The 13999-nt window shown below is 73.0% G+C and carries 7 protein-coding genes; 6 read left to right on the top strand and 1 reads right to left on the bottom strand.

Annotation, left to right across the window (positions count from 1 at the left end; genetic code table 11):
- The first annotated feature begins 97 nt into the window (after positions 1-97).
- The 3 genes from OG618_RS24320 (at position 98) to OG618_RS24310 (ending at position 4682) form a co-directional block, all read left to right on the top strand.
- Positions 98-1927, top strand: coding sequence for an ABC transporter ATP-binding protein (locus OG618_RS24320; RefSeq protein ID WP_329489663.1), 1830 nt, complete (start codon positions 98-100; stop codon positions 1925-1927).
- Complete coding sequence (locus tag OG618_RS24315) at positions 1924-3801, top strand: ABC transporter ATP-binding protein (protein WP_329489662.1); 1878 nt, start codon at positions 1924-1926, stop codon at positions 3799-3801. The genes OG618_RS24320 and OG618_RS24315 overlap by 4 nt, the downstream gene beginning before the upstream one ends.
- A gap of 128 nt (positions 3802-3929) precedes the next feature.
- On the top strand, positions 3930-4682 hold the full coding sequence (locus OG618_RS24310) for a class I SAM-dependent methyltransferase (protein WP_329489661.1): 753 nt from the start codon (positions 3930-3932) through the stop codon (positions 4680-4682).
- Between the two features lie 57 nt (positions 4683-4739).
- Here OG618_RS24310 and glgP read toward each other — a convergent pair whose 3' ends face one another.
- A complete protein-coding gene (gene glgP, locus OG618_RS24305; protein ID WP_329489660.1) occupies positions 4740-7451 on the bottom strand; it encodes an alpha-glucan family phosphorylase in 2712 nt (903 codons plus the stop codon).
- A 1098-nt stretch (positions 7452-8549) separates the two neighbouring features.
- Here glgP and OG618_RS24300 point away from each other — a divergent pair.
- The 3 genes from OG618_RS24300 (at position 8550) to OG618_RS24290 (ending at position 13953) form a co-directional block, all read left to right on the top strand.
- A complete protein-coding gene (locus OG618_RS24300) occupies positions 8550-10505 on the top strand; it encodes an alpha-1,4-glucan--maltose-1-phosphate maltosyltransferase (RefSeq protein ID WP_329492250.1) in 1956 nt (651 codons plus the stop codon).
- Complete coding sequence (gene treS, locus OG618_RS24295; RefSeq protein WP_329489659.1) at positions 10502-12226, top strand: maltose alpha-D-glucosyltransferase; 1725 nt, start codon at positions 10502-10504, stop codon at positions 12224-12226. The genes OG618_RS24300 and treS overlap by 4 nt, the downstream gene beginning before the upstream one ends.
- A 239-nt stretch (positions 12227-12465) precedes the next feature.
- On the top strand, positions 12466-13953 hold the full coding sequence (locus tag OG618_RS24290; RefSeq protein ID WP_329489658.1) for a maltokinase N-terminal cap-like domain-containing protein: 1488 nt from the start codon (positions 12466-12468) through the stop codon (positions 13951-13953).
- Positions 13954-13999: the final 46 nt, after the last annotated feature.

The raw sequence follows: 13999 nt of genomic DNA, 5'->3' as shown, positions 1-13999 counted from the left end.
CGCACCCCACGCGTCCCGGCCACCGGTGGCCGGTTCTCGACGACAGGTGCGAAAAACCTGATGAGAAATGACGCGGGCCCGACCTACGCTCACGGCGATGGCCGAGAACCAAGCCCCCGCCCCCACGTCCGCCCACCGGTCGACGGTCCGCTCGCTGCTGCGCCTGTGGCCCTACGCCCGCGCGATCCGCTGGCGGCTGACCGCCTCGGTCGCCGCCGCGCTGTTCGCCGCGCTCAGCGTGCTGCTCGTCCCGATCGTTCTCGGCCGAATCGTCGACGGACCGATCACCGACCACGACGTCGGCGCGCTCTGGCCGCTGATCGGCCTGCTCCTGGCGCTCGGGCTCTTCGAGGCGGCCCTGTTCTACGCCCGCCGGGTCATCCTCGCCAAACCCCTGGCCGGGGTGGAGACGGCGATGCGCGGCGACCTCTTCGCCCGGCTGCAGCGGCTGCCGATCTCCTTCCACGACCGCTGGGGCTCCGGCCAGTTGCTCTCCCGGGCGACCTCCGACATGTACACCATGCGGCTGTTCCTGGCCTTCCCGCTGGTCTTCCTGATCGTCAACACCGCGACCTTCCTCGCGGGCACCGCCCTGATGTTCACCCAGGACTGGCGGCTGGCCCTGATCGTGCTGGCGCCCGCCGTCCCGCTGATGGTGCTGACCCGGAGGTTCGAGGCCGGCTACTCCGGCGCCGCCCGGGTCGCCCAGGACCAGAACGGCGACCTCGCCACCGTCATCGAGGAGTCCATCCTCGGCATCCGCATCCTCAAGGCCTTCGGCCGCCACCGGTCGATGGCCGACCGCTTCCGGGCCCGGACGCACGACCTGCGCCGGACCGAGCTGCGCAAGGCCGGCCTGCTCGCCAACCTCTGGGCGGTCATCGTCGGCCTGCCCGAGCTGGCCCTCGGCTGCGCCCTCGCGGTCGGCTGCTACCTGGTGGCGCACGACGAGCTGAGCACCGGCACCCTGGTCGCCTTCCTCTCCACCGCGCTCGCGCTGCGCTGGCCGGTCGAGTCGCTGGGCTGGCTGCTCGCCTACGCCAACGAGGCCGCCACCGCCGCCGACCGCTTCTTCGAGGTGCTGGACGAGCCGCTGCCGGACGACGACACCGAGCCGGCCCCGGCCGACGCCGCCGACACCACGGCCACGACGCCGGGCTCCGCCCCCGACGGCATCCGGCTCACCGGCGTCCGCTTCCGCTACCCCGACGCGCCGCCCGACACCCCCGACCTGCTCCGGGGCATCGACCTGCACATCCGCAGCGGCGAGACGATGGCCCTGGTCGGTGCCACCGGCAGCGGCAAGACCACGCTCACCGCGCTGCTCCCCCGGCTGTACGACGCCACCGCCGGCACCATCACGCTGGACGGCCGCCCGATCCGCGAGCTGCCCCGCGAGCGGCTGCGCGAGCTGGTCTCGGTCGCCTTCGAGGAGCCGACCCTGTTCTCCGCCACCGTCCGGGAGAACGTGCTGATGGGCGCGCCCGGCGCCGGCCCCGAGCAGCTCGCCGCCGCGCTGGCCACCGCCCAGGCCGGCTTCGTCGAGAAGCTGCCCGACGGCGCCGGGACGGAGGTCGGCGAGCAGGGCCTCAGCCTCTCCGGCGGCCAGCGCCAGCGCCTGGCGCTGGCCCGCGCCGTGGTCGGCGCCCCGGCCTTCCTCGTCCTGGACGACCCGCTCTCCGCGCTGGACGTGCACACCGAGGCGCTCGTCGAGCGGGCCCTGCGGCAGGTGCTCGGCTCCACCACCGCGCTGGTGGTGGCCCACCGGCCGAGCACCGTGCTGCTCGCCGACCGGGTCGCGGTGCTCTCGGACGGCCGGATCGAGGCCGTCGGCACCCACCAGGAGCTGCTGCGCAGCTCGGCGCGCTACCGCGAACTGATGTCGGGCGACGCCGCCCTGGTACCGGAGAGGGGCGCCGCCCGATGACCACCACGCTCGAACCCGCCGAGAAGTCGGCGAAGTCCACGGAGGCGGCGAAGGCCGCGCCGGAGGAGGAGCTGCCCGCGCCCCCGGCCGACGAGGAGGACATCCCCGTCCCGCCGGGCGCGCCCCGGGCGCTGCTGCGCGCGCTGCTCGGCCCGCACCGGGCCCGGATCACCGTCGCGATGGTGGTGATCCTGCTCCAGCAGGCGGCGCTGCAGTCCGGTCCGCTGCTGGTGGCGATCGCCATGGACCGGGGCATCCCGGCACTGCGCGACCACGACGCCGGCCCGCTGGTCGCGGTGATCACCGCCTACCTCTCCTGCGCGCTGATCAGCACCGTGCTGCAGTGGGCGTTCATCAAGATCAGCGCCCGGATCAACCAGGACATCCTGCTGGAGCTGCGCGGCCGGATCTTCCGGCACGCCCAGCGCCTCAGCCTGGACTTCCACGAGCGGTACACCTCGGGCCGGATCATCTCCCGCGCCACCTCCGACGTGGACGCGCTGCGCGAGCTGCTCTCCGAGGGCCTCCAGGAGCTGCTGACCGTCTTCCTCTCGGTCTTCTACATCTCGGTGCTGCTGCTGGTGATGGACTGGCGGCTGGGCCTGGTCTCGCTGGCCTCGTTCGTCCCGCTGTTCCTGATCGCCCGCTCGTTCCGGAGCCGCTCCCGCCGGGTCTACCGCCGCTCGCGCACCTCGGCCGCCTCGCTGATCGTGCGCTTCACCGAGACCATGAACGGCATCCGCCCCGTCCAGGCCTTCCGCCGCGAGCGGGCCAACGACGCCGCGTTCTCCGTGGTCAACCGGCAGTCGGCCGCCGCCACGGCGGACGGCCTGCTGGAGATCGCCCGCTACGTCGGCCTCTCCCGCGCCACCGCGAACGTCTGGAGCGCCGGTGTGGTGCTGCTCGGGGCCTTCCTGGTCACCGACGGCGCGGTGGAGCTCGGCGTGCTCACCGGTTTCGTGCTCTACCTGCGCCGCCTGTTCGACCCGATCGACCAGCTCGCGATGTTCCTGAACAGCTACCAGTCGGCCGCCGCCGCCCTGGAGAAGATCGCCGGCCTGCTCGCCCACGAGCCGACCGTCGCGGAGCCCGCCGAGCCGAAGGAGCTCCCGGCCCAGCGGTCCACCGCCGCGGCCAAGGGGCGCGAGGTGCACTTCGAGAAGACCGCCTTCGGCTACCGCTCCGGCAAGGAGGTGCTGCCCGCCTTCGACCTGGTGCTGCCGGCCGGCCAGACCGTGGCCGTGGTCGGGGCTACCGGCGCGGGCAAGTCGACGGTCGCCAAGCTGCTGGCCCGCTTCTACGACCCGACCGGCGGCCGGATCAGCCTCGACGGGGTGGACCTGCGCGACCTCGCCACGCCGGAACTGCGGCGCGGGGTGGTCATGGTGACGCAGGAGTCGTTCCTGTTCTCCGGCACCGTCGCCGAGAACATCGCGATCGGCCGTCCCGGTGCCTCCCGCGCGGAGGTCGAGCAGGCCGCCCGGGACATCGGCGCGTACGAGTTCGTCGCCGCGCTGCCGGAGGGCTTCGACACCGACGTGCGCAAGCGCGGCGGCCGGATCTCGGCCGGCCAGCGCCAGCTGGTCGCCTTCGCCCGGGCCCTGCTGGCCGACCCGGCGGTGCTGATCCTGGACGAGGCGACCAGCTCGCTGGACGTGCCCGGCGAGCAGGCCGTCCAGCGGGCGATGCGCACCGTGCTGGCCGGGCGGACGGCCGTGATCATCGCCCACCGGCTCTCCACCGTCGAGATCGCCGACCGCGTCCTGGTGATGGACCAGGGCCGGATCGTCGAGGACGGCACCCCGCAGGAGCTGATCGAAGGCTCCGGCCGCTTCGCCGAGCTGCATCAGGCCTGGCGGGACAGCCTGGTCTGACCGCGCCGCGCGGGTAATAGCCTCTAGGCCCTTTCATCCATTACCGAAAGGGCCTAGAGTCGTCCCCGGGACCGACCGGGCCGCACCGGCCCGCACCGGTCCGCAGGCCGACGACCTAGGGAGCGGACGTGACCGACCGGACGCACTGGCAGGACTGGCAGCGCAGCTGGGACCGCCAGCAGGAGTGGTACCTGCCCGACCGCGAGGAGCGGTTCCGCGCCATGCTGGACGTCGTCGAGGCGGTCGCCGGCCCCGAGCCGCGCGTCCTCGACCTGGCCTGCGGCACCGGCAGCATCAGCGAACGACTGCTCGCCCGGCTGCCCGGCGCGGTCAGCGTCGGCGTCGACCAGGACCCGGCGCTGATGGCCATCGCCCGCGGCATCTTCGCCGACGAGCCCCGGTTCACCCTGGTGACCGCCGACCTCAAGGACCCGGACTGGGCCACCCGGCTCCCGCCCGGCCCGTTCGACGCCGTGGTGACCGCCACCGCCCTGCACTGGCTGCCCACCGACGACCTCGTCCGGCTGTACGGGGACCTCGCCGAGCTGGTCCGCCCCGGGGGCGTCTTCCTCAACGCCGACCACACCCCCGAGTCGACGATCCCGCTGCTCACCGCGGCCGACGAGGCCTTCCAGCAGCGGCGCCAGGAACGCGAGCGGGCCGACGGCGTGCTCGACTGGGCCGGCTGGTGGGCGGCGGCCGCGGCCGACCCATTGCTCGCCGAGGAGGTCGCCGCCCGCAACGCGCTCTACGGCTCGCACGCCCAGGGCGCCGTGCACCCCGCCGACTGGCACACCGCCCGGCTCGTCGAGACCGGGTTCCGCGAGGCCGGGGTGGCCTGGCGCTCCGTCACCGACTCCCTGGTCGCCGCCGTCCGCTAGGCCCCGCCCGGCCGGGCGGGGTGGGGAGAGCCGGACCGACCGGCCCTCCCCACCCGTTCAGCGCAGCAGCCCCGCGTCCATCCCGGTGGATTCCGGCGGCAGCGCCACCAGGCCCAGCTCGGCCGGCGAGGCCAGCCGCGGATGGGCCGGCAGCACCCGGACGGTGTACCCGAACGGGCCCGTCCGGCAGAGCTCCAGCGAGCCCTCGTAGCGGGTGCGCCCGTCGAGGTCCGGCCCGCCGACCGGCTTGAGGGCGAGCAGGCAGGCATCCGAGATGCCGTCCGACTCGTCCACCCGGCCGGAGACCACCTGCACCTCCACGTCACCGGGCTCCAGCGCGCCGAGCGCGACCTGCACCCGCAGCGCCAGCGAGCTGCCCAGCTCCTGCGCCTCGTCCGGGCACTCCGCCTCGACGTGCTCGACCCGGACGGCCGGCCAGGCCTCCCGGACCTTGGCCTTCCAGCCGGCCAGCTCGCGGGCCCCCGCGTACGGGCCGGTCACCGGCCCGCCGGGCACCGCCGCCGCCAGCTCCCGCTGGGCCAGCGCCGCCGGGGTGTACAGCCGCTCGACGTACTCGCGGACCATCCGCCCCGCCAGCACCTTGGGCCCGAGGGTGACCAGGGTGTGCCGGACCATGGCGATCCAGCGGTGCGGCAGCCCGTCCGCGCCCCGGTCGTAGAACCGGGCGGCCACCTGGTGCTCGATCAGGTCGTACAGTGCGGCGGCCTCGATGTCGTCCCGCCGCTCGGCCTCGCCGCTCTCCGGGTCGAGGACGCCGGCGCTCTCGTCGGCGGTGGGGATCGCCCAGCCGTTCTGGCCGTCGTACCACTCGTCCCACCAGCCGTCCAGGACGGACAGGTTGAGGCAGCCGTTCAGCGCGGCCTTCATCCCCGAGGTGCCGCAGGCCTCCAGCGGGCGGAGCGGGTTGTTCAGCCAGACGTCGCACCCCGGGTAGAGGTGGCGGGCCATCGCCATGTCGTAGTCCGGCAGGAAGACGATCCGGTGCCGGACGGCCGGGTCGTCGGCGAAGGCGACCATCTGCTGGATCAGCCGCTTGCCGCCGTCGTCGGCCGGGTGGGCCTTGCCGGCGACCACGATCTGCACCGGCCTGGTCGGGCTCAGCAGCAGGGCGCGCAGCCGCTCCTGGTCGCGCAGCATCAGGGTGAGCCGCTTGTAGGAGGGCACCCGGCGGGCGAACCCGATGGTGAGCACGTCCGGGTCGAGCACCGAGGAGACCCAGCCGAGCTCGGCCTCGCCGGCGCCGCGCTGGCGCCAGGAGGCGCGCAGCCGGTGGCGGGCCTCCTCGACGAGCTGGGCGCGCAGGCTGCGGCGCAGCTCCCAGATCTCGCTGTTGCCGATCCGCTCCAGGCCCGTCCAGCGCTTGGCGTCCCCGGTGGTCATGGCGTCCTCGGCGCGGTCGGCGCCGATCTCGGCGGCGCCGAGCCGGACGACCGCCGGGTCGATCCAGGTCGCCGCGTGGACGCCGTTGGTGACCGAGGTGATCGGGACGTCCGCGGCGTCGAATCCCGGCCAGAGTCCGTTGAACATGGACCGGCTGACCTCGCCGTGCAGGGTCGAGACGCCGTTGGCGCGCTGGGCGAGCCGCAGGCCCATCGCCGCCATGTTGAACAGCTTCGGGTCCCCGCCGCGCCAGGTCTCGGCGCCGAGCGCGAGCACCTGGTCGGCCGGGACGCCGGGCAGTGCCGCGTCGCCGCCGAAGTGGCGGGCGACCAGGTCCCGGTCGAAGCGGTCGATGCCGGCCGGGACGGGCGTGTGGGTGGTGAACAGGGTGCCGGCCCGGACGGCCTCCAGGGCGGCGGCGAAGTCCAGACCGGGCTCGGCCGGACCGTCGGTGATCAGCTCGCGGATCCGCTCGATCCCGAGGAAGCCGGCGTGGCCCTCGTTGGTGTGGAAGACCTCGGGCGCGGGGTGGCCGGTGAGCCGGCAGTAGGCGCGCACCGCACGGACGCCGCCGATGCCGAGCAGCATCTCCTGGAGCAGCCGGTGCTCGCTGCCGCCGCCGTACAGGCGGTCGGTGACGTCGCGCTCGGCGGCCGAGTTGGCCTCGATGTCGGAGTCGAGCAGCAGCAGCGGCACCCGCCCGACCTGGGCCCGCCAGACGTGCGCGGCGAGGGTGCGGCCGCCGGGCAGCGCGAGGTCGATCCGGCAGGGGGTGCCGTCACTCTCCCGGAGCAGCGTGACGGCGAGTTCGTCCGGGTCGAGGAGCGGGTAGCGCTCCTGCTGCCAGCCGTCCCGGTTGAGGGACTGCCGGAAGTAGCCGTGGCGGTAGAACAGCCCGACGCCGATGATCGGCACGCCGAGGTCGCTGGCCGCCTTGAGGTGGTCGCCGGCCAGGATGCCGAGGCCGCCGGAGTACTGGGGCAGCGCCGCGGCGATGCCGTACTCGGGCGAGAAGTAGGCGATGGCGGTGGGCTGCGCGGCATCGGCGACCGGTTGGTCGAGGCCGTGCTGGGCGGCCTGGTACCAGCGCGGTCCGGCCAGGTACTCCCGCAGGTCGTCGGCGAGGTCGCCGAGTCTGCGCAGGAACCGGCGGTCGGTGGCCAGCGCGGCGAGCCGCGCGGCCGGGACCTCGCCCAGCAGGCGCACCGGGTCCTCCCCCGTGGCCGCCCAGACCTCCGGGTCCACGGACCGGAAGAGGTCCCTGGTCTCGGGATGCCAGGACCAGCGCAGGTTGAGGGCCAGCTCGTGCAACGGCTGGAGTTGTTCGGGCAGGACAGTGCGGACGGTGAATCTGCGGATTGCCTTCACGGCGTGAAGCGTAGCCCCGGCGGCTGTCATGAGGGCGCGTCAAGTGGACTATTGAGCCTCCGTTCGGCCTATTGATGAGATCGCATTCGGCGCATTGGGCTGCACAGGGGGCGCGCGCGGCGCACGTTCCGTCGGATCGCGCTACCAATGCGTGAACATTGCGGAACAGATCCATTTCCACCGGCGGAGCCGCCCCGGACAAAGCCCGAAACTACTGTCGTACCGCTGCAAAAGTCCGGTCGCCGGTGCGACTATGAACCAAGGTCGTGGATGCTGCGGGGAGTGCGGCGACGGGTGGCGCCCTCCTTGAAGCAGCACGTCCGAATCCTTTTCGCGTTGATCGGTTCCCAACCTCCTTAGCCCATTCGGCGCTCACCGCGCGCCGCCGCGTGTCCTGGGACTCGGCCTGCTCGTTCACGGGTGGGTTGGGTCGCCCAGGGGCGTGCCCCGAGAGGCGTGCGCCGGGACGCGCGCGGGCTCTCGGGCGCCCCGCCAGGGGCTCGGCGGGAGCGGGGCAGGTTGCCGGGGACGGCGGCGCGGGCAGGCTTCCGGTCGCACGTCCTCCCCACCCAGCAGTCCTCCCGGTACTCCCCCCGGCCGGCCCGGCCCGCGGGAGCTGCCGCCGATCTCGGGCAGGAGTTTGGCATGCACGGCGACACGCGGGACCAGTCCACACCGGTGGCCGAAAGCCACGACGCAGCGGTCGCGGAATCCGCCGGACGGATGGATTCTGACACTCGGACAGACGCGGCGATGCCGGGACCCCGGGGCGCCGCGGCCGACCGTCCGGAGCAGCCGTCCGAACCGGCCCGACAACCCGGGACCGAGGAGAGCCGGCCGGCGGCACCCCGCAGGCGCACCACCACGCGCCGCACCGCCGCCACCGGCGCCGAGGTCACCACCGCCGGCACCGGGACGATCGCCGGCTCCGGAACGGGCGCCGCCGCGAAGGCCGGCCCGGCGCCCCGGCGGGCACCCGCCCGCACCACGGCCACCGGCGGGTCCGCGACCGGACCCGCCGCCAAGCCCGCCGCCAAGCCCGCCGCCAAGACCCCAGCCCGCAAGCCAGCCGCCCGCAAGACGACAGAGAGCGACACCGTGATCGGCCGCATCCCCGTCCTGGACGTCAGCCCCCTCGTCGACGCCGGCCGTCGCCCGGCCAAGGCGGTGGTCGGCGAGACCTTCGCGGTCACCGCCACCGTGTTCCGCGAGGGCCACGACGCGGTGAACGCCAACGTCGTCCTGCGCGACCCGCGCGGCCGCAGCGGCCCGTGGACGCCGATGCGCGAACTCGCCGAGGGCACCGACCGCTGGGGCGCGCAGGTCACTCCGACCGCGCCCGGCCGCTGGTCCTACCTGGTGGAGGCGTGGAGCGACCCGCTGGCCACCTGGCGCAAGGTGGCCGCGGTGAAGCTGCCCGCCGGGATCGACACCGCGCTGGTGCTGGAGGAGGGCGCGCTGCTGCTGGAGCGGGCCGCGGGCGGCGTGCCGAAGAAGGAGGGCCGGGCGCACATCCTGGCCGCGGTGGACGCCCTGCGCGACGCCGGTCTGCCGCCGCTGTCCCGGCTGGCCGCGGCGCTCGCGCCCGAGGTGCTCGACCTGCTGGCCCGCTACCCGCTGCGCGAACTGGTGAGCGCCTCCCGCCCGCTGCCGCTCCAGGTGGACCGCGAGCGCGCGCTGTACGGCTCCTGGTACGAGTTCTTCCCCCGCTCGGAGGGCGCGGTGGTCGACCCCTCCGGCGTCGAGCCGCCGCGCTCGGGCACCCTGCGCACCGCCGCCGAGCGGCTGCCCGCCGTCGCCGCGATGGGCTTCGACGTGGTCTACCTGCCGCCGGTCCACCCGATCGGGCGAGCCTTCCGCAAGGGGCCGGACAACAGCCTGACGGCCGGTCCGCACGACGTCGGCTCACCCTGGGCGATCGGCTCGCCGGAGGGCGGCCACGACGCCGTCCACCCGGACCTCGGCACCATCGAGGACTTCGACCACTTCGTCGCCGAGGCCGCGGCGCTGCACCTGGAGGTGGCCCTGGACTTCGCGCTGCAGTGCTCGCCGGACCACCCCTGGGTCAACAAGCACCCGGAGTGGTTCAGCCACCGCGCCGACGGCACCATCGCCTATGCCGAGAACCCCCCGAAGAAGTACCAGGACATTTATCCGATCAACTTCGATCAGGACATGGACGGAATCGTCAAGGAAACCCTCCGGGTCCTGCGGTTCTGGATGAGCCACGGCGTGCGGATCTTCCGGGTCGACAACCCGCACACCAAGCCGGTGCTGTTCTGGGAGAAGGTGCTCGCCGACATCGCCCGCACCGATCCGGACGTGGTCTTCCTGGCCGAGGCCTTCACCCGGCCGGCGATGATGCACACCCTCGGGAAGATCGGCTTCCACCAGTCGTACACGTACTTCACCTGGCGCGCCACCAAACAGGAGCTCACCGAATACCTCTCCGAGCTCGCCGGCGACGCCGCCTCCTACATGCGGCCCAACTTCTTCGCCAACACCCCGGACATCCTGCACGAGTACCTGCAGACCGGCGGCCGGGCGGCGTTCGCGATCCGTGCCGTACTGGCCGCCACCCTCTCCCCCAGCTACGGCGTCTACGCCGGCTTCGAGCTGTACGAGAACGAGCCGGCCCACCCGGGCTCGGAGGAGTACCTGCACTCCGAGAAGTACGAACTGCGACCCCGCGACTGGACCCGCACCGACTCCCTGGCCCCGCTGCTCACCGTGCTGAACCGGCTGCGCCGCCGGCACCCCTCGCTCCAGCAGCTGCGCGGCCTGCGCTTCCACCCGACCGACAACGACCAGGTACTCGCCTTCTCCAAGACCGCCACCACGACCGAGGGCCTGACCGACCACGTCATCACGGTCGTCAACCTCGACCCGCACCACGCCCAGGAGGCCACCGTCACCCTCGACGGGGACGGCCCGTTCGCGGTGCACGACGAGCTCACCGGCGCCGCCTACACCTGGGGCCGGCACAACTACGTCCGGCTCGATCCCTCAGCCGAGCCGGCTCACCTCCTCACGGTTCGGAGGAACCCAGCGTGACAGTGAACGAGCCCGTCCCCGACACCTTCCCCGAGACCTCGAAGAAGAACCTGGACCCCGAGTGGTTCAAACGTGCGGTCTTCTACGAGGTGCTGGTGCGGTCCTTCCAGGACAGCAACGGCGACGGGATCGGGGACCTCAGGGGGCTCACGTCCAAGCTCGACTACCTCCAGTGGCTCGGGGTCGACTGCCTCTGGCTGCCGCCGTTCTTCGCCTCGCCGCTGCGCGACGGCGGGTACGACGTCGCGGACTACAAGTCGGTCCTGCCGGAGTTCGGCGACCTCGCCGACTTCATGGAGTTCGTCGACGCCGCGCACCTGCGCGGCATGCGCGTGGTCATCGACTTCGTGATGAACCACACCAGCGACCAGCACCCCTGGTTCCAGGCCTCCCGGGAGGACCCGGACGGCCCGTACGGCGACTTCTACATGTGGGCCGACGACGACAAGCAGTACCCGGACGCCCGGATCATCTTCGTCGACACCGAGACCTCCAACTGGACCTACGACCCGGTGCGCAAGCAGTACTTCTGGCACCGGTTCTTCTCCCACCAGCCGGACCTCAACTACGACAACCCCCGCGTCCAGGACGAGATGATCGCCGGGCTGCGGTTCTGGCTCGACCTCGGCATCGACGGCTTCCGGCTGGACGCCGTGCCGTACCTGTTCGCCCGCGAGGGCACCAACTGCGAGAACCTGCCGGAGACGCACGAGTTCCTCCAGCGGGTCCGCAAGGAGATCGACGCCGACTACCCCGACACCGTGCTGCTCGCCGAGGCCAACCAGTGGCCGGAGGACGTCGTCGACTACTTCGGCGACTTCGCCTCCGGCGGCGACGAGTGCCACATGGCGTTCCACTTCCCGGTGATGCCGCGCATCTTCATGGCGGTCCGCCGGGAGTCCCGCTACCCGGTGTCGGAGATCCTCGCCAAGACCCCGCGCATCCCGCACGGCTGCCAGTGGGGCATCTTCCTGCGCAACCACGACGAGCTGACCCTGGAGATGGTCACCGACGAGGAGCGCGACTACATGTACGCGGAGTACGCCAAGGACCCCCGGATGCGCGCCAACGTGGGCATCCGCCGCCGGCTCGCCCCGCTGCTGGAGAACGACCGCAACCAGATCGAGCTGTTCACCGCCCTGCTGCTCTCCCTGCCGGGCTCCCCGGTGCTCTACTACGGGGACGAGATCGGCATGGGCGACAACATCTGGCTGGGCGACCGGGACGGCGTGCGCACGCCGATGCAGTGGACCCCGGACCGCAACGCGGGTTTCTCGTCCGCCGACCCGGGCAGGCTCAGTCTGCCGCCCATCATGGATCCGGTGTACGGCTACCAGGTGACCAACGTCGAGGCGCAGCAGAGCAGTTCGAGTTCACTGCTGCACTGGACGCGTCGCATGATCGAGATCCGCAAGCTCAACTCGGCGTTCGGCCTCGGCACCTACACCGAGCTGCCCTCCAGCAATCCCGCGGTACTGGCCTTCGTGCGGGAGCACGAGGGCGACCTGGTCATGTGCGTGAACAACTTCTCGCGGTTCGCGCAGCCGACCGAACTCGACCTGCGGCAGTTCGGAGGGCGGTACCCGGTCGAGCTGATCGGCGGGGTGCGCTTCCCCTCGATCGGTGAGTGGCCGTACCTGCTCACCCTCGCCGGGCACGGCTTCTACTGGTTCCAGCTCCGGCAGCCCCCGCGCCTCAGCAGCGCCAGGCGATCGAAGTAACGATCCGCCAGGAGCACCCGTTCCACCAAACCCTCCGGGGGCGCGAGAGTTGAACACCCCGCGCCCCCGGAGGTCTCTGCACCACCGCGTACGGAGAACAGCCCAACGGCCACTTACACGAAGGCGTGACACCTGAGCACCGCTCGCGTGCCGTCGCCGCCGCGCCGCCGAAATCCGGAAGACTGACGGACCCGGCCAGACCCGTCGGGCAGTCCGCCCGCTTCCGGGGAAAGGGAGTCATGTCCGAAACCTCCCGTTCTCAAGCCGATCTGCACCGCGACACCCCCACCGGCCCCGCGCCGGTGGGCTCCCGCGGCGCCGCGGCCCGGAGAACCGCTCTGGGGGTCAGCGAACTCGTCCAGGCGGCCCTGCCCCTGATCGCCGAGTGGCTCCCCACCCAGCGCTGGTACGCCGGCAAGGGACGGCCCATCACCGGCCTCACCCCCGTGGTCGGCACCCCGCTCCAGGTCGGCGACCCGGCCCTGCTGCACCTGCTGCTGCGGGTCGAGCACGCCACCACCGCGGGCGCACCGCACGGGGACATCTACCAGCTGCTGCTCGGCATCCGCTCCGCGGGGACGGCCGACATCGAGCCGAGCGCCGTCCTCGGCCGGCTCAACCAGGGCCCGTACGACGGCGCGGCGCTCTACGACGCGGTGCACGATCCCGAGCTGACCGGGCGGCTGCTGGAGCACCTGGCCACCGGCGACCGGTTCGGCTCGCTGTCGTTCCGCCGCACCCCCGGCTCCGGGCTGCCCACCAACCTGCCCGGTCGCGCCTCCACCGCGGAGCAGTCCAACAGCTCGGTCATCTACGGCACCGCGTACATCCTCAAGCTCTTCCGCCGCATCCACCCCGGCACCAACCCCGACCTGGAGCTGTCGCTGGCGCTCTCGCGGGCCGGCTCCACCCGGATCCCCCGGGTCGCGGCCTGGTTCGAGAGCCGGCTGGAGCGCGCGGAACCGGCCACTCTCGGCCTGCTCCAGCGCTACCTGCCGGAGGCCGAGGACGGCTGGGAGCTGGCCCTGGACCAGGTCGGCCGGCTCAAGGGCGACCCGTCCCCCGGCAACTTCGCGATCGAGGCGCACCGGCTCGGCCGGGCCACCGCCGAGGTCCACCGGGTCCTGGCGCGCTCGATGCCGGTCGCCCGGCTGGACCGCACCCAGACCCGGCAGCTGGCGACCGCGATGGCCGACCGGCTGGACAGCGCGGTGGCCGCCGTGCCCGGGCTGCTCCGCTACCGGTCCGCCCTGCGCGCCGCCTTCCAGCAGCTCGCCGACGCCCACCCGGACGGCATGCCGGTCCAGCGGATCCACGGCGACCTCCACCTCGGACAGGCCATGCGGACCCCGCACGGCTGGGTGCTGCTGGACTTCGAGGGCGAGCCGGCCAAGTCCGTCGCCGAGCGGCGCGAACCGCAGACCGCGCTGCGCGACGTCGCCGCGATGCTCCGCTCCTTCGACTACGCGGCCGCCCACCTGCTGGCCGGCGCACCGCCCGACCCGGAGCTGGCCCACCTCGCCGCCGCCTGGGCCCAGCGCAACCGCACCGCCTTCTGCGCCGGCTACACCGCCGGCGGCGGCACCGACCCGGCCGCCTCGCCCGAGCTGATGCGCGCCCTGGAGATCGACAAGGCGGTGTACGAGGTGGTCTACGAGGCCCGCCACCGGCCCGGCTGGCTGCCGATCCCGCTGGCCGCGATCAACCGGCTGGCCCTGACCGTCTGAGGGCCCCGCCAGACCGGCTCCGCACCCGCCCCCGCCCCCGAGAACG

This window comes from Kitasatospora sp. NBC_01246 (assembly GCF_036226505.1).
Lineage (GTDB): Bacteria > Actinomycetota > Actinomycetes > Streptomycetales > Streptomycetaceae > Kitasatospora.
The sequence above is the reverse complement of the archived record's forward strand: the minus strand, read 5'-3'. Positions and strand labels throughout refer to the sequence as shown.

Bases quoted from the DNA above. Each gene is read 5' to 3' on its own strand.
- OG618_RS24320 (WP_329489663.1), top strand. From the start codon at position 98: ATGGCCGAGAACCAAGCCCCCGCCCCCACGTCCGCCCACCGGTCGACG.
- OG618_RS24290 (WP_329489658.1), top strand. From the start codon at position 12,466: ATGTCCGAAACCTCCCGTTCTCAAGCCGATCTGCACCGCGACACCCCC.
- OG618_RS24315 (WP_329489662.1), top strand. From the start codon at position 1,924: ATGACCACCACGCTCGAACCCGCCGAGAAGTCGGCGAAGTCCACGGAG.